We start from the raw sequence: 16840 nt of genomic DNA on the forward strand, positions 1-16840 counted from the left end.
ATCGGCTCAGGTTGCGGCCGTGATCACGTCTGCTGCGGTGAGGTGGCGCAGTTCTTCAGTGGTGGGCATTCTGCCCAGCTGGCGCAGGCGCTGAGACTGGGCTTTGCGGATGGCTTCCACCAGCCGGCGGGCCTCGCGGGCGTTGCCGAAGTTGATGCCGTGCGCGATGCGGTCGAAGTACGCCGTCAGCGGCGGGCCGGCGGCCGGGTCCAGGAGGTAGTCGCCGCTGGTGACCATCCGGTCGGTGATCAGCAGGAGTTCCTCGGCCGAGTAGTTCTCGAACTCGATGGTCTTGGAGAAGCGGGAGGCCAGCCCGGGGTTGGCGTCGAGGAAGTCGTTCATCTCGGTGGTGTAGCCGGCCACGATGATGGCGATCTCGTCGCGATGGTCCTCCATCAACTTCACCAGGGCGTCGATCGCCTCCTGGCCGAAGTCGCCGCCGTTGCCGGCCGAGCGCGACAGCGTGTACGCCTCGTCGATGAACAGGACGCCACCCAGGGACTTCTCGAAGACCTGTGCGGTCTTCTCCGCGGTGTGACCGATGTACTGGCCGACCAGGTCGCGGCGCGAGACCTCGGTGAAGCCGCCGTGGGGAAGCACCCCCAGGGCCTTCAGGAGTTTGCCGTAGAGGCGGGCGACCGTCGTCTTCCCGGTACCAGGGGCTCCCGCGAAGATGAGGTGATGGCTGACCCCGCCGACGGTCAGCCCCGCCGTACGCCGCCACTCGTTCACCTGGATCTCGTCCACCAGCGCGTGCACTTCCGCTTTCACCCCGGGCAGGCCGACCATCTCGTCCAGGGTGCCGAGCAGTTCGTCCAGCGGTCCACCTGTTTCGGCGGGCCGGGCCGCCGCGCGTTCGATCACCTCGACCGTCGCGCCGGCCGCGATCGAGATGGCCGGCTGACCGGTGTTGTCGGTGCGGCAGCCCTCGACCGTTCCGCCGCAACCGGGCGCGAAGGTGAACGCCGCCCCGCGGGTGTCGTGGACGGTCACCCGGCGGATCGTCGGCGTACTGCCGTGGGCCACTGCGACGCCTTCGGCGCCGGTCGAGGAGATCTGGGTGTCGGTGACCTCCGGCCGGCTGTACTGGTAGACGTAGACTCCCCGGCCGCCACAGACGCCGATGGTGCAACCACGGATCAGCGGATCGGAGCCCAAGGCAACGACTATTCCGTCACCGGTGATCTCGGTGACCACGGTGTCGATGATCCGGCCGCTCGCGCCCTCGACCACGATGCCGGTCTCGGCGCCCTTGACCGTGCACCGGTCGACGCTGAAGGTACTGCTCGCATGCACCGAGACGGCCGGCCGGGTTCGGCTGCTGACCGTGCATTGCTCGACGGTCAGCACGGTCCGGTCGACCGACACCGCCAGATTGTCGCCGGCCCGTACTTCGAGCCGCCGCAGCGTCAGGTCCCCGTCCACCGCTCGCAGGGTCGGCCAGTCGGCACCGTCTCCGTCCAGGACGACAGTCGCCCCGGCCTCGGCCTGCAAGGTGATCGAGCGACCGTTCAGCTCGAGGGTCTCGGCGTAGGTTCCGCCGGCGATCGCGACGGTGGAGCCGTCGGGAGCTTCGAGCAGCGCGGCGCCGATCGTCGGATAGGCGCCTGGCCGGTCGGCGGCGACGGTGAGAACCCGGCCGGTCGTGACGGGGATCGCCATCAGCTCGCCCGGTCCAGCAGCCAGCCACGATCGGCAGCCTTCACCCCGGCCTGGAAACGGCTCCGTGCACCGAGCCGGTTCATGATGTGCGAGACCATCCGGCGAACCGTCCGCACGGAGATTCCCAGTTGCGCGGCGGCGACCTCGTCGGTGGCCCCGAGCGCGAGCAGCCGCAACAGGTCCTTCTCCCGCAGCGACAGGTCGGTGCCGATCGGCGCGTCGCGGTCGGCCAGCGGTACGGCGTCGGGCCAGACCCGCTCGAACAGCTCGATCGCGGTGGTCACCACGCTGCTCAGCCGCAGTACTGCGACGCTGCCGTTCGTCGTGTCGGCCGGCAGGACCGCGATCGAGTTGTCGATGACCAGAGCGTTCATCGGCACCATCGCGACCGTCCGAACGGCCACGCCGGCCAGCGACATCGCGCCGAGATGCCGGCACAGTGTCGGTGCCGTCCGGGCGTTGTCCGGGTAGATGGCGCGGTAGCGGATGCCCGGGCGGACGTCCCGCGGACCGAAGGCGAGCCCGTTCTGCGACAGGCTGCTCATCGCGATCACGGAGTCCTGGGCTTCGGCCAGCAAGGAGAGGATGCCGTCGTGGGCAGGGATCTGGTGAAAGCCCGTCGGGCGGTTCAGCACTGTGACAGTCATGAGAAGGGGACCCCCAGAGGTAGCGTGGCGGCGACGCCGGCGGTGTGCCGCCCGTCGAGGCGTTCCGGCTCCACTCCGAACGAGCGGGCCAGGGTGGTCAGAACGGTGACCGTGGTGTCGAGCGTGGCCGCGTGGGCCGCGGCGACCCGCAGTACGGCGTCGTGCAGGGCGGGTTTGTGGTCTCCGGCGGGTGCCGTCACGGTGATCGCGAGGGTTTGCGCGCTCCCCGTACCGGTGCCCAGCAACGTGTCGACAAGTGCCTGGGCAGTCGGCCGGGGAAGGCTTGCGAATCCGTTGAGCCGGATGCAGACCTGCACCACCGGACCTGCGGCCCAGGCGGACCAGCGTTCCCGGATCAGTCCTCTGCCTGCGTTGGCGTGAGCCAGTGCGCCGATCGAAGCCAGCAGGTCGGACTCGTCGAGCGGCATGCTCGCGACCTGCTCGCGGTCGAAGCGGCGTACGAGGCGCCGGACGGTGTTGGCGAGAACCTGCGCGACCTGTTCGTCAGTGGCGATGTCCGGCGTCCGGCACGCGGCCACCGCGATCCAGGCGCGCGTGAACTGGTGCTGTTTGGTGCCTGTGTGCACCACGAGCTGTACGGAGACACCGATCGGCTGTTCGTCGGCGCAGTCGGCCAGAGAACGCAGGCCAGGAAGTAGCTGATGATGCGCATCGGCACCGACGCGTAGCGCCACGCTGGCTCCAGCGGGCCTGCTGAGCATGCCGTACTCCTGCTCCCGGACCGTCAGTTCGGTGGCCGAAGTGCGGCCGCAGAACAAGCTGATGAGATTCATGGCGGGGTCGTCGGCGAGGTCCACCTGACGGCGCCGAACCAGGTAGCCGACCAGGATTCCGGCCCAGCGGTAGAGCCAGAGGCCGCGGATGCGTACCGCGGTCAGAAGCAACAGCGAGACGGCCGCCAGCGCAGTCAGTATCAGCACCAGCCGGGATGCTGTGGTCGCCGCACCTATCGCAACCAGTGCGACCTGCCAACACACGATCTGGCCTATCCGGATCGTGTGCTCCGGCGACTCCACCTCGTCGGTTGCCGGTTCGGGTGCCGGTGGCGGATCGACCAGGTACGACGGCTGGGCAGCCGCGACCACGGCGGCTGTCGCGGGAGGCGTGGAGCGTTGCGCCCGTACGGCGCCGCGGGCGACCGGCGTACCGATCGAGGTTGCCGTCGGTACTGCGGCCGGCGCGGGAGCGTAGGCAACCTCTTGCCCCGCGACAGGCTCGGCCGCGGCCGAGGGCCTCATGCCACCCTCGGATTCTTGGGGGAGACCAGCTCGAGGTCAGCCTGGCCGCCGAGCCGGGCGCGGCCGGCCGCAGCCGTCAGCTCAGCCTCGGACTCGGTGGCCAGCAGCGTCGCGGAGGCGTGGTCGCGAACGACCGGATGAAGGTGGAAGCGCCCGGGGGAGGACTCGGACACCAGGTGATGATCGAGCAGGTCGTCGATCATCGGCTCCACCTGCGCCTGGTCCGCACCGGCCAGACGCGCTGCTCGGCGGATGTCGAACTGCGGAGTGAGGCTCAGCAGCCGATAGAGCCGGCGAACAGGAACCGGAAGCGCCCGGTACGTCGGGTCGAACCGCGCGAGAGTCCCAGCCAGTTCGCGAGCGCGAGTGGCTCGATCGGTCAAGCGGGCCAGGAGTCTCGCGGTCGTCCACGGTTGCCGGTCCCGCACGCGATCACTCAGCTCCCGGATCGCCGCGGGGTGTCCGGCGCAACACCGCAGGATCTCGTCGTCGGCCAGGCCTCTCGTTTCGTCTTCGCTCAGTGGCCGAAGGCTGACGGCCGCTGCCTGATCCAGTCCGGCAAGTCGCTTCCGGCTGGTCAGCAGCACGACGCAACCCGATGCGTTGGGCAACAATTGCTTTGCCTGCGCGGCGTCCGCCACGTCGTCCAGCACCAGCAGCATCTTCGGTGCCACGGCTCGCCACAACGCGGCCAGCTCGTCCTGCTGACCAGGCAGCACATCGCGAAAGCCGGCACGGCGCAACAAGTTGCCCAGAGCATTATTCGTGTCGAGCGGCTCGCCGCGATGAGTCCGCAAGTTCAAGTAGAGCTGGCGATCCAGCGTTCCGAACCGCGCTGCGGCTTCGAGAGCGAACGCGGTCTTCCCGATGCCGGCCATGCCGTCGACGCTGACCACCGCCACGCCGCCATCGGACCGCGTCCGCCCTTCTTCGACGGCTGCCCGGAGTGCCGCGAGCTCCACGGCCCGGCCCACGAACCCTGGCGAGCGGGCCGGCAGGTCGGAGTGGACCGGCGAGGCAGACTCGGTGACCACCACAAGGGGTGCATCCTCGTTCAGGATTTCCTGGTGCAGCGTCACCAACTCGGCACCCGGCTCGATCCCCAGTTCGCGGACCAGCGTGGCGCGGGCCCGCTGGTACGCCGCCAGCGCGTCATGGCGGCGGCCCGTCCGGCGCAAGGTGCTGATCAGCCTCGCCCAGGCGTGCTCGCGAAGCGGCTCCTCGTCGGTCAGAGCGCGGAGCAGTGCGATCGCGTCCGCCGGGCGGCCCAGCGCCAGTTGGGCGTCGGCCAGGTCCTCGCGCAGGGAGCGGTGGAGTTCGGTCAGGCGTTCCACGGCTGAGGAGGCGTCACCGGTCAGACCGTCGTACGGGCAACCGCGCCAGAGCCCGAGCGCATGCTGGACCACGGTCGTGGCCTCGCGCGCCGAGCCGGCGGCCAGCAACCGCCGAGCCTCGTCGGACAGCGCTGCCGCGACGTCCGCGTCCAGCTCTCCGGGGAACACGTTCACCCGATAGGCGCCGGAACGGCTCTCGATGCGTTCGTCCGGAAGAGCCCGGCGCAACTGCCAGACGTACGTCTTCAGGTTGCGTTGTGCCGAGGCCGGTGGTTCGGCGTCGGCCCACACCGCGTCGATCAACTGGTCCGTGCTCACCCAGGCGTTCCGGTGCAGCAGAAGCAGGGTGAGCATGGTGGCGGGTTTGCCGCCGCAGACGTCGATCGGGGTGCCACCGGGGCCCTCGACCTCGAGCGGGCCCAGCACCCGGAAGGCGATCCGGGCCGGAGTGAGCGCTGCGTGACCGTTCATGACACATACGATCCGGATGGACGATGACATTTCGATGACACACGAGGCCGAACGTGCGCGTACTGGTGGTAGAGGACGACGAGGACCTGCGGATCGGGGTCTCGGCGAGTTTGCGGACGGCCGCGCTCGCGGTGGACAGCGTGGGCGACATCGCCTCGGCGGACGAAGCTCTGTGGGTGAACTCCTACGACTGCGTGGTGTTCGACCGGACCTTGCCCGACGGTGACTCGATCCTCTACGTTCATCGTCGACGGCAGGAGGGCTGGGCGGTGCCGGTGCTCTTCCTGACCGCCCGGGACAGCCTGGCCGACCGGGTCGACGGGTTCGAGCACGGCGGCGACGACTACCTGGTCAAACCCTTCGCGGTGGCGGAGCTGACCGCCCGGGTGCTGAGTCTGTGCCGGCGCGCCGCGACCGGCCGCCCGTCCGTTCTGCGGTACGCGGATGTCGAGATGGACACCGGTCGCCGCGAGGTCCGCCGGTCCGGCGTACTGCTGACCCTGACTGCGAAGGAGTTCTCCGTGCTGGAGTTCCTGATGGTCCGGCCCGAACAAGCCGTTTCCCGCACCACCCTGATCGAACACTGCTGGGACGCGGCGGCCGACCCGGTGTCGAACATCGTCGACGTCACCATCCGGCGCCTGCGCAACAAGCTCCGCCAGCCCGAACTCATCCAGGCCGTTCGCGGTCAGGGCTACCGGCTGACCACCGCGGCCGGTGACGCCGGATGAGAGGCCCGTCCGTCGAGCGGCTGCGGCGGCTCCGCTGGCGGCTGACCGCGATCTTCACGGTGATGAACACGATCGGGCTGATCGTGCTGGCCCCGTTGGTGATCATCATCGACGGCAACCGGCGTACCGACGCCGCCGACAACGAGCTCCGGGTTGTCACCGCGCCGGTACTGCGGTTGCTCACCGACACCGGCGCGATCAACTCCGACCGGGTCAACAACGACACCCTGGCCAACGAGTGTCCGGAGTTCGCCGTCCTGCCGGGCGGAGCGACCCCGTTCGCCGCGATCATGAGCCGCAAGAAGTGCACGCCGATGGCCGACTCCGAGCTGGCGGCGATCGCCACCGACGCGGTGTCGAGCGGGCAGCGCAGGGTGGTCGACAGCGTCGCGATCAACGGCGACCCGGTCCGGGTGCTCGCCGAGCCGTTCCTCGCGGCGGGCGGTAACAAGTACGCGGGCGCAGTACTGGCCTGGACCGATCTCAAGCAGCAGAACGACGATCACAACCGTCTGGTACTGGCGGTCCTGGCCAGCTGCGCCGTACTGCTCGGAGCTGCCGCTCTGATCGGCTACTGGCTTTCGGGTCGAGCGATCCGCCCTGCGCTGGCTGCTCTCGAGCAGCAGGAGGTTCTGCTCGCCGAAACCGCCCACGACCTCCGTACGCCGGTCGCGGCGCTGCGAGCGCTCGCGGAGACGGCAGCCCAGGACCCGACCCAGCGAGCCGAGCTGCTGCCACGAACCGTGCGCCTGGCAGGCCGGATGGGCGACATCATCGACGGGCTGCTCGTACGGGCCCGGCTGGCGGCAGGCGTCGAGCAGTTGACCATGCAGCCGGTCTGGCTGGATCAGCTGGTGGCAGGCGTGGTGGAGGACACCCCGGCCGGCGCGGCGCGGATCTCGGTGGTCACGGCACCCACGAAGGTCCGGGCGGACCCGGTCCTGCTGCAGCGGGCCATCGGAAACCTGCTGGACAACGCGATGCGGCACGGCCGGGCACCCGGCGCGGCGCAGGCGATCGTCACGGTCACCGTCGCCGACGGCCGGGTGACGGTCGCCGACCAGGGCCCCGGCGTGGACCCGGCGATCGGCGAGGACGTCTTCGAGCGGTTCAGCAGCGGTGGGGGATCGTCCGGTCTCGGCTTGTCGATCGTCCGCTGGGTCGCGCTGTCCCACGGAGGCGATCTGAAGGTCCACAACGCCGACGAGGGCGGTGCCATCTTCGAGTTCCGGATCCCGGTCGCCGCCGACGGGTGAAGATCTGGACCGGATCTGGATGGGCTATGTACCTCCGGTGATCTAGCCTCGTCGTGTGAAGCCGCTCACCGCACCGAGCCGGCGCTTCACGTTGCGTGGTCCGGGACGCGTTCCGGGCGGGCAGCGTGGGCGGTCCGAAGGCTGGCGTCCCCGGGCCGCCCTGGCTGCCGTGGTGGCCGTCTGCATGGTGGTCACCGGTCTGGCGGTCGCGGGCGCGGGGAACGCCTCGCCGGGGCTGTCGTTCGCCCAGCAGGGCCAGTGGATCTACAACAGCACCCTCGGCACGATCTTCCACGTCAACGGTTCGACCAAGAACGTCGACAACCAGGTCCCGTTGCCGGGCGCCGGCCCGGGCACGCAGATCGTCGAGTCCGACAAGAGCGGATTCGCGCTGGCCCAGGGCCGGATCCACGAGTTCGGCAAGTCGGATCTGCGGGTGCTCGATCCGCGACCGGCGCCGGCCGGCGAGCAGGCTGTCGGGTTGTCGGCCGGAGCCGCCGTCTTCGCGGTCTACCGGCAGGCCGGCAGTATCGTCCGGCTGGGCGACCGGCCGGCCGTCGCGAATCCCGGCGTACCGCTCGGTCCGCCGGTCGTGACCTCCACCGGGACGCTGTGGGTGCACCGGCCCGACAGCGGCCAGCTGTGTCAGTTGCCGATCGACGCCGAGCGGCTCTCCTGCCCTGCGCGGGCTCCGCTCGGGCACGCGGGCGCGCTGACTGTGATCGGTGACGACCAGGTCGTCTTCGTCGACACCACCGGCCGGGTGATGTCCACCGTCGGCGACGACGGACTCGGACGCCAGGTCGACCTGCCGGTCCGGCAGCTTCCCACGACAGCCGTGATCGCCCAGAACGACGTGGGTGGCCGGGTCGCGATCGTCGATCCCCAGCGCAGCGTGCTGCACCTGGTCGACACCGCGCAGCTGACCGGCGGCAAGTCGGACGCGGCGCCGATCGAGACCACTCTGAGCAAGGGCCGGTACGAGCGCATCGCCTCGTCCGGCAACAGTCTCGGGTTGATCGACGACAGCACCGACACCCTGGTCACGGTGGACCGCGACGGCCGGGAGAAGACCAAGCGCCAGATCCCCGCCCCGTCCAAGAAGGCGACGGTCGGCAAGAGCGATCGCTCCGGCCTGTACCGCGGCGGCGACACGCGTCTCTATGTCGCGAGCCGGTCGGGCGAGCAGGTGATGGTCGTCGACGAGACCGGCCAGGTGACGTCGGTCGACACCGGTACGCCGCTGCCCGAGAAGCCGAAGAAGCCGGAGTCGAAGCCGACCGGCAAGCCGACGCAGCGCCCATCCCAGCCACCGCAGCAGCCGCAGCCGCGCCAGCGTCCCACTCAGCAGCCGAGCCAAGAGCCGACTCAGCCTCTGCCGCAGCAGCCGACCGAGCAGCAGACGAAGCCGCCCGAGCCGCGGAAGCCGCAGAACCCCCGGACGACCAGACCGACCAGCAAGCCGGACCGGCCGACGGCAAGACCGACCGAGAAGCAGACCAGCGAAAGACCCAGTACCCGCCCGCCCCGGACGACGGAGCCGCCCGTACCGCCCGCACCGCCCAAGGCGAATCCCAGACCGCCGGTTCAGGCGAGCCGTCCGGGCGCGCCGCGAAGCGTCTCCGGAAAGGCCGGAGTCGGCTCGGCGGTGATCAACTGGGACGCTGCCACGCCCAACGGCGCAGCCGTCACGGGGTACCAGATCAGCTGGACCGGCGGCCGGCGAGACGTCGGTGCGACCGTGCGAACCATCAACATCACCGGTCTGGCCAACGGCACCGCGTACACGTTCACCGTCCGAGCGGTCAACCGGGTCGGTGCGGGACCAGGCAGCAGCACGGGCCGGCTGGTGCCCAACGGTGGCGCTCCTGACGCGCCGGGGAACTTCACTGTGCGAGCCGGCACCGGCAGGGTGACGATGACCTGGGCGCGGCCTGACCTGAAGGGCGGAACGCTGCGCGGTTACGACGTGGCCGCCAACGTGACGGGCGGCAGCGGCACCAGCAAGGCCGGCACGGCGACGGCGACGTCCTGGACCTTCACCGGGCTGACCAACGGAGCGACGTACCGGGTGACGGTCCGCGCTGTCGTCACCGATGCTCAGGGCCGGCTGGTGCTCGGGAGGACCGCGAGCAGGACCATCCAGGTCGGAGGCGGTGGCGGTGGCTCGGACGCCACGTTGACGGCTTCCCGCGGAGCGGACACCACTCACGGCAGTGGCGAACGCAGTTGCGATCCGCCGGGGTGCGCGTTCATCAGGATCGTCGGCCGCGGCCTGAAACCGAACACCACGTACCACTTCGAACCGTTCACGACCAGATGGCAACCGTCCAACGGCGGAGCGGACCTCACCACCGACTCCGCCGGCAACATCGAGATCGACGACCGGTTCGCGACCGACGCGCCGGGGCAAGAGGTGTGGGTGGTCGCCACCGCCGACGGCGAGCCGACGGTCACGTCCAACAAGTTCACCTGGAGAAGCTCATGAGCGCGACGATTCCCCCCGGCGAGGCCTACCGGCTGGTCGCGGACAACCTGCAGAAGGTGATCCACGGCAAGCCCGAGGTGGTCCGGCTCGCGCTGACCGCGTTGTTCGCCGAGGGGCACCTGCTGATCGAGGACGTGCCGGGGCTGGGCAAGACGACGCTGGCCCGCTGCATCGCCCGCAGCATCGACGCGACCTGGAACCGGATCCAGTTCACCCCCGACCTGCTGCCCGGTGACATCACCGGCGTGATGGTCTACCACCAGGGCAACGAGTCGTTCGAGTTCCACCCGGGCGGCATCTTCGCCAACGTGGTGGTCGCCGACGAGATCAACCGCGGTACGCCGAAGACGCAGTCCGCGCTGCTCGAGGTGATGGCCGAGCGCCGGGTGACGGTCGACTCGATCACCCGGGCCGTGCCCGACCCGTTCCTGGTGATCGGCACCCAGAACCCGATCGAGATGGAGGGCACCTACCGGCTGCCCGAGGCGCAGCTGGACCGGTTCCTGATGCGGATCGAGATCGGCTACCCCGACCACGACGCCGAAGTACGGATCGTGCTCGGCGACACCGGCCGGATCGGACCCGACTCGCTCGGCCCGGTGATCGACACCCCGGCGCTGCGCAACGCGATCGCGGCCGTCCGTTCGGTCCATGTCGACCCCGCGATCAGCTCGTACGCCGTGAAGCTCGCGGCGGCGACGCGGGAGCACACGGCCGTCCGGTACGGCGCCAGCCCGCGAGGCAGCATCGCGCTCGTCCGGGCTGCCCGGGCCTTCGCCGCGACCGACGGCCGGGCCTTCACCACACCGGACGACGTCAAGGAGGTGGCCATGGCAGTGCTCGCCCACCGGCTGGTCCTCACCCCGGACGCCGAGCTGAGCCAGCGTCCACCTTCGTCGGTGGTGGACGAGGTGCTCGCGGCGACTCCGGCGCCGACCGCAAGCGTCGGACTGGCCTAGGCCTGGACCGGTTCCGGATCCGAGCTGGACACCTGGGCTCTACTTTGAACGTCATGATCGAGATCACCGCTCGGCCGCGTCGAGCGGCCGGCGAGGCAATCAGCCTCGACGGCGATGGACTGGTGAGGCTGCGATGCGACTGACAGGACGCGGTGTCGCGGTGCTGCTGGCATCGATTGCCGCCTATGTGCTGGGCGAGTTGGGCGGCTACGCCGTCTTCCGTGCCCTGGCCGGGATCGGCTTGGGCGCGTTGATCGCCGCGACCCTGTTGACGGTTCGGCAGCCCCACGTGTCGGTCCGGCGCGGGCTCACTCCTGACCGGGTGGAGCGTGGACGACCCGCGCTCGCCACTCTCCGGGTCCGCAACACCGGCGCCCGGTGGCAACCGGCGTTCAGTGCTCACGACTCCGCCGGCGACGAACGCCAACTGGTCCGGATCCGCCGGATCGCGCCGGCCGGCGAAGCGACGTACCGGTACGAACTGCCCACTGCGCGGCGCGGACGGATCCAGGTCGGACCGCTCACCCTGGAACGCACCGACCCGCTCGGCCTGGCGGTGAACCGGCTGCCCACCGGCGAGACGGCGACGCTGTGGGTGCACCCCAAGCGGCACCCGACCCGCACGGTCGTGGCCGGCCGGCCCCGTCACCATCACATCGGCAGGACGGCGGACGACTCGCTGCGCGGCTCGGCCGACCTGCGCGACGTCCGCCCGTACGTCGTCGGCGACGAGGTGCGGCACCTGCACTGGAAGGCCACCGCCCGGACCGGGCAGTTGATGGTCCGCGACTTCGTCGACCCCGACCAGCCCCGGTTGACCGTCCTGCTGGACACCCGCGCCGAGTCGTTGCCGGAGGCACCTTTTGAGGAGGCGGCCGAGGTGGCCGCGTCGATTCTGTTCGCGGCCTCGATGGCGGGGCACCGCTGCCGGCTGCTGACCTCGGCCGGTGCCGACCTGGCCGCGCCCGGAGGCGCGCTGGCCTCCCGGCAGTTCCTGGACGAGCTCTGCATCGCCCAGCGGACGGACGATCGCGCGGGGCTGCTACCGGCTTCGCTGACCACCGGACCGTCGAGCGGTGGCGCGATCGTCGTGGTGACCGGAGTCCGTGGCACCGCCAGTGACCTCGCGCCGCTGCTGGTGCGCTACAGCTCGGTGACGGTGCTCGGCCTGGGTCCGGTTCACGGCATCGCCCCGATTCTCGGTGCCCGGGTCATCTTGGCCTCCGATGCGGCCGAAGCGCTGAAGCAGTGGAGTGGGGTGATCGAGTGAGCACTCGTCGCCGTACTGCGGCCGTGCTGGGCTCGGCTCTGATCGCCGGGCTCTGCTTCGGGCCTGTGTTCGGTGTCAGATCACTGTTGGTGCCGGTCGCGGCGGTATGCCTGGTCAGCTACCTGATCACCGAGCTGTGCCGTGCAGTCCCTGCCCTGCTGGCCTGGCGTCCGATTCTGGTGGTCGTCGCGGGCCTCGTGGCGATCATCGAAGCCGTCCTGCGGGAGACGACGGTCGTGGGTCTGCCGACTGCCGATTCGATCGGTGCACTCGGCCGGGGACTGACCTCCTGGCAGTTGACGCTCGAGTCCACCTGGCCGGCCAGACCCGACCCCGATCTGGTGCTCTTCGTTCCTCTGCTGGTCCTACTGGCCTGCCTGCTGGGGTTGGAGCTTCTGGACCGGTTGCCACCGCTGGCAGCGATGCTTCCCGGCTTGGCGGTGCTCGGAGTCAGCCAGCTGTACATCGCGCTTTCGGGTTTTCCGGCAGTGGCGGTCGCCCTCGGGTACGGCGTGGTGGTCGCCGGGTTGCTGTTGCCGGATCGCGCTGCGGCTTCGGACAAGGCCCGCAGTACCGGGGCGTTGACGCCGTTGGCGGCCGGGGCGATCGTGACGGTGATCGCGGTCCTGGGCAGTTTCGCCGTCAGCGCGCTCAACCTCGCTGACAGTACGCCGTACACGTTGCAGCAGGAGCAGAGCGCGGCCGCGCCCAGGAACCGGCCGGCCAACCCGTTGGACGAGCTGGCGGGACGGCTCAGCCGGGCCAACAGCGAGAAGGTGGTCTTCCGCTACCGCTCGTCGGGATCGGTCGGACGCTGGCGCCAGGTCTCGCTCGACGACTTCGACGGTGCCAACTGGAACACGAGCCACCCGTTCCTCCGGCTCGGGTCGAAGTTGCCACCCGGACCCGAGGTGACGGTTCCGGTCGAGACCAGCCAGGCCGAGGTCGAGCTGGCCGGGCTCTCCGGCCCGTGGTTGCCGGGACAACTGCTGCCGTCGTCGGTGAGCGGGGTGGACGAACCGAAGGTCGAGCCGATCGGCGGAACGCTGGCAGTGGCCGAGCTTCCCGGCAGCTACGGGCTGACCTGGTCCAAACCCGTCGTGGACGCCAAGTTCCTGTTGCGGGCCGGGGTCGACCCGGACGCACCCGGCGGACTGGGCGATCTGGGGGCGGTGCCCAACGAGGTCTCAGCGCTGGCGGGGCAGGCGCTCGCCGACCGGCGCGCGACCTTCGCCACGGCACTCGCGCTGGAAAGCTTTATGCGCAAGGAGTACAAGCTCGCGGTCGGTGAACCCCTGCCGACCGGACACGGCTGGCCGCGGCTGCGGCGGTTCCTGGAGGATAAGGTGCCGGGGACCAGCGAACAGTTCGCCGCCGGGTACGTCGCCCTGGCCCGCCTCAGCGGCATCCCGGCCCGCCTGGTCGTCGGCTTCCGGGCACCGGTGAAACCCGATGCGGACGGCTGGTACACGGTTCGCAACGGCGATGCACTGGCCTGGCCGGAGGTCGCGGTGGAAGGCGTCGGCTGGTGGCCGCTGGATCCGGCCGGCCAGGCGCAGGTGGGGAAGCCCGTCGTCCCGGGCAGCGACACCGACGTCACCGATCAGGCACGGGCCGAGGTGCCGCCGATCAACGAGATCGAGGACCCCGTCGTCCCGCCGCCTGCCGCGGAGTCGTCCGCGGACCGGAGCTGGGGCGGCTTCCGGATTCCGTTCCTGGAGATTCTCGTGGTCGCCGCGTCCTTGCTGGTGCTGTGGGTGGTCGGGGTGCCGCTGCTGAAGCTCGCCAGAGCGTGGCGGCGCAGGCGTCGTACGGGGAGCGCGGCGGTCGTCGGAGCCTGGGCGGAGGCGCGGGATCGCCTGCGAGCACACGGTGTCCCGGTGACCTCGGGGATGACGGTGCGAGACCTGGCCTCGGCCTCGGCGGACGTGACCGACGAGCGGGCTCGGCAAGGGCTGGGTGTGGTCGCGGCAGCGGTCGACCAGGCGCTGTGGTCGGGCGGCCCGGCCAGTGACGAGTTGGGGCGGACGGCGTGGACCGGCGTACGGGAACTTCGTCGTGGCCTGCGGTCGCGCCCTTGGCAGGACCGCCTCTTCGCCGCCCTGGAGCTCCGCAGCCTGATCTAGACGCCGATCAGTTGTCGCAGGTCGCGCCGCGGATGGGTTGCGGCTTGCTGACGTAGATGGCGGTGGCGTCGGTGCCCTGGACCTCGAAGCAGTACTTCAGGCCAGGAGTGACCTTGACCGTCATCGACGTCCCGCGACCCCGGTACGTCGTCTGCGCTCCCTTGCCGCCCTGCTCGGCCAGGTAGACCGCGAAGATCAGCGGTTTCGAGCTGGTCCACTCGAGCAGCACCGACGTTCCGTTGTCCTTCGGTGGCTTGAGTTCCAGCTGGACGGCGGGTGCCACCGAAGGCTGGGTGGGGGCCGGGACAGGTGGCACGGATGCCGGAGGGCTGGCCTTCGGTGCCGATCGCTGGTGGCCGGGCTGCATCATCACCGGCACGACAGCCAGCAACGAGACTACGGCCGCGGCAACGATCACCACCGACTTGGAGGGCTTCTTCCACTTCCGGCTCGGCTTACGAACGGGTTTGGCGAGCGGCGTGGGTGGGGCCGAAGCCGGGGTGATGCGAGCGGACGCCAGCTCGTCGCGGAAGTCGTCGAAGTCGAGGTCGTCGTCCGACGCCGGATCGGGCGCCTGGATCAGCGCCTCCAGTTCTCGGACCACCTCCGCGGCTTCGGGCCGATCGGCCGGCTCCTTGGCCATCATGCGTTGCAGCAAGCTGGTCAGCGCCGACGGTACGTCGCGGCCGGAGACCGGCGGCACCGGCTCGCGCAGGACCCGCAGTACGACGTCGTCCGCGGTCTCCCCGGTCCTGGCCGGGAAGGGCGAGCGGGCGGTCAAGGCGAGTTGCAGTACAGCTCCGAGCCCGTAGACATCGGCCTGTTCGGAGAGCTCGCCGTTTCGCAGGACCTCGGGCGCCGTGTACGCCGCATCGCCCATCAGGTCGCGGGGGAAGCGCAGCCGCAGCGCGACACCGAAGTCGCTCAGCGCCGGTTGCCCGGAAGCGCGTTCCAGCACGTTGGCCGGCGTGATTCCGCCGTGCACCAGACCGATCTCGTGGGCATCGGAAAGTACCGAGGCGAGAATCTGGCCGAGGATGACGACGTCCCCGATCGGCAACGGACCCTCGGCGACGAGGCCGGGCAGCGACTGCGGGCAGAACTCCGTTCGCAGTCCGGTCCGGCCGTCGGGCAGGTCGTCGAGCGAGTCCACCAGTACGACGGAACTCGCGGTACGCAGTCCGGCAAGCCGGGCCTGCTCGGCCTCGACGGCGTTGTACGTCCGCCGGTCGAGTGGCTGCGGGTAGACCTTCAGTACTGCGGTCCGCCCGCCGGCCGGTGGCGCCACCAGGTACAGCGACGCGACCGGTCCCTCGGCGTGCGGGACCAGCGACTGGAGGGAGATCTCGGCCATCGCGGTCATCATCGCATTCCGGTCAATCGGAGACGACCGCGTCGAGGTAGGCGCACCCGCTCGCGACCAGCAGCCGGAGGTCGCCGAGGATCTCGCCGGCCGCGTCGTGGGCGGACACTGTCCGGTCGTCCCGGCTGGTCACCGAGGCGCGAAGCTCGCAGCTGTGCCAGAGCGTCGGGGCGATGGAGCCCCACTGCCACAGCTCGTAGGAGTCGGAGTCCACTGTGGCGGCGGTCCCCAGGCCGGGCAGCCCGATCGCGAACTGGTCCGGCTCCTGCGGGCTGTTGCCCAGGCCGACGAAGTAGATCCCGAGGCGGTGGGTTCGCGCGAACGTCTCGGCATCGCCGTCGACAGTCGTGATCAGGTCTTCCCCGGCCAGCTTTCGCAGCGCCGCGGTGACGTCAAGCGAGTCGCCCGCCTGCGCTCGGAGGTCGGCCTCGGCCCAGGCCGCCTTGCCGTTGGCCGGCAGTCCGTGCGCCAGCACCCACGTGCCGAAGGCGTTCTCGTCCAGCCGGTGCTGACGCCAGCCGATCCGGACCGTGTGGGCCGGCCCGTCGTCGCTGCTGCGGAGACCGGTGTAGTGCCCGACCGGGAAGATCGTCGCGCTCATCAGGCCAGACCCCGGCGATCGACGTACGCGGCGCGGACGCACAGCAGGCCGTGCAGCGACCGCAGGATCCCGGTCAGTACGTTCCGGGCTTCCGTCTCCTCGGGCGCGGTCACTCCGACCCGCCGGGCAACCTCCGCGGCGTCCTGGCACGCCACCCAGAGTTGCGGGGTGAGATGGGCCCAGGCCCAGACGTCGTACACCGCGCCGGAGACCTGCGCGATCGGCCGGCCGAGCAGGCCGACGGTCTGCAGCCCGGGCTCGTCCTGATCGGGGCCGAGCCCCATCATCAACGGCACCAGCTGATGCCGCTGCGCGAACTCGACCGCCGACGAGGCCTCGGGCGCGACCTCGGCCAGCAGGCCGTCCGAGATCAGCTGATCGATGATCGTCGCGGCGTCCTCGATGCTCAGCCCGGCCTGCTCGGCCACCGCCAGCACCGAGGTGTGGGTCGGCCGCTCGGCGTCATCATTGCCGTGGGCAAGCAACCAGACCACGTACTCCGGCCCGGACAGTTCGACCAGCGACGTTCCCGCGCGGATCTGCTGACATCGGCCGCCCTGCCGTCCGTGCAACGCGCCGACGTCGTGGCCGACCGGCACCAGCAGCGGGTTCGTCGTCTCCACGGCAACTCCTTCGTCTCGGGTCGAGTTCAGCACCGGCCCGGACCGGTGCG

The 16840-nt window shown here is 70.3% G+C and carries 13 protein-coding genes; 6 read left to right on the plus strand and 7 right to left on the minus strand.

What is annotated here, in order from left to right; translation table 11 throughout:
- Positions 1 to 6: 6 nt before the first annotated feature.
- Genes OX958_RS16725 through OX958_RS16740 form a run of 4 tightly spaced genes read right to left on the minus strand, consistent with a single transcriptional unit; the run spans position 7 to position 5373 of the window.
- Positions 7 to 1662: a right-handed parallel beta-helix repeat-containing protein gene (locus OX958_RS16725; RefSeq protein WP_270138715.1), complete on the minus strand. Its 1656-nt coding sequence runs from the start codon at positions 1660 to 1662 to the stop codon at positions 7 to 9.
- Positions 1662 to 2309, minus strand: coding sequence for a helix-turn-helix transcriptional regulator (locus OX958_RS16730; protein ID WP_270138717.1), 648 nt, complete (start codon positions 2307 to 2309; stop codon positions 1662 to 1664). The genes OX958_RS16725 and OX958_RS16730 overlap by 1 nt, the downstream gene beginning before the upstream one ends.
- Positions 2306 to 3568 carry a type VII secretion protein EccE gene (locus OX958_RS16735; protein WP_270138719.1) on the minus strand — a complete coding sequence of 421 codons (1263 nt, stop codon included), beginning with the start codon at positions 3566 to 3568 and terminating at the stop codon, positions 2306 to 2308. The genes OX958_RS16730 and OX958_RS16735 overlap by 4 nt, the downstream gene beginning before the upstream one ends.
- Complete coding sequence (locus OX958_RS16740) at positions 3565 to 5373, minus strand: BTAD domain-containing putative transcriptional regulator (RefSeq protein WP_270138721.1); 1809 nt, start codon at positions 5371 to 5373, stop codon at positions 3565 to 3567. The genes OX958_RS16735 and OX958_RS16740 overlap by 4 nt, the downstream gene beginning before the upstream one ends.
- Before the next feature lie 53 nt (positions 5374 to 5426).
- On the opposite strand from OX958_RS16740, the gene OX958_RS16745 reads away from it, so the two are divergent.
- From OX958_RS16745 to OX958_RS16770, 6 genes are all read left to right on the plus strand, one after another.
- Positions 5427 to 6104 carry a winged helix-turn-helix domain-containing protein gene (locus tag OX958_RS16745; RefSeq protein ID WP_270138723.1) on the plus strand — a complete coding sequence of 226 codons (678 nt, stop codon included), beginning with the start codon at positions 5427 to 5429 and terminating at the stop codon, positions 6102 to 6104.
- Positions 6101 to 7360, plus strand: coding sequence for a sensor histidine kinase (locus OX958_RS16750; RefSeq protein ID WP_270138725.1), 1260 nt, complete (start codon positions 6101 to 6103; stop codon positions 7358 to 7360). The genes OX958_RS16745 and OX958_RS16750 overlap by 4 nt, the downstream gene beginning before the upstream one ends.
- Positions 7361 to 7415: 55 nt before the next feature.
- The gene (locus tag OX958_RS16755) at positions 7416 to 9848 is read left to right on the plus strand and encodes a fibronectin type III domain-containing protein (RefSeq protein ID WP_270138727.1); all 2433 of its coding nucleotides are present in this window, start codon (positions 7416 to 7418) and stop codon (positions 9846 to 9848) included.
- Complete coding sequence (locus tag OX958_RS16760) at positions 9845 to 10807, plus strand: AAA family ATPase (protein WP_270138729.1); 963 nt, start codon at positions 9845 to 9847, stop codon at positions 10805 to 10807. Before OX958_RS16755 ends, OX958_RS16760 begins: the two co-directional genes overlap by 4 nt.
- A 133-nt stretch (positions 10808 to 10940) precedes the next feature.
- A complete protein-coding gene (locus OX958_RS16765; protein WP_270138731.1) occupies positions 10941 to 12077 on the plus strand; it encodes a DUF58 domain-containing protein in 1137 nt (378 codons plus the stop codon).
- Entirely contained in the window at positions 12074 to 14203 is a 2130-nt protein-coding gene (locus OX958_RS16770; protein WP_270138733.1) for a transglutaminase family protein, read from the plus strand. Before OX958_RS16765 ends, OX958_RS16770 begins: the two co-directional genes overlap by 4 nt.
- Before the next feature lie 7 nt (positions 14204 to 14210).
- On the opposite strand, the gene OX958_RS16775 is transcribed toward OX958_RS16770, so the two are convergent.
- The 3 genes from OX958_RS16775 to OX958_RS16785 are packed head-to-tail and all read right to left on the minus strand — an operon-like array spanning position 14211 to position 16790.
- Positions 14211 to 15557, minus strand: a complete 1347-nt coding sequence (locus OX958_RS16775) for a serine/threonine protein kinase (protein WP_270138734.1) — start codon at positions 15555 to 15557, stop codon at positions 14211 to 14213.
- Positions 15558 to 15579: 22 nt separating this feature from the next.
- Positions 15580 to 16167, minus strand: coding sequence for a hypothetical protein (locus OX958_RS16780; protein WP_270138736.1), 588 nt, complete (start codon positions 16165 to 16167; stop codon positions 15580 to 15582).
- Entirely contained in the window at positions 16167 to 16790 is a 624-nt protein-coding gene (locus OX958_RS16785; RefSeq protein WP_270138738.1) for a hypothetical protein, read from the minus strand. Before OX958_RS16785 ends, OX958_RS16780 begins: the two co-directional genes overlap by 1 nt.
- Between the last annotated feature and the right edge of the window lie 50 nt (positions 16791 to 16840).

This window comes from Kribbella sp. CA-293567, assembly GCF_027627575.1.
Taxonomy (GTDB): domain Bacteria; phylum Actinomycetota; class Actinomycetes; order Propionibacteriales; family Kribbellaceae; genus Kribbella.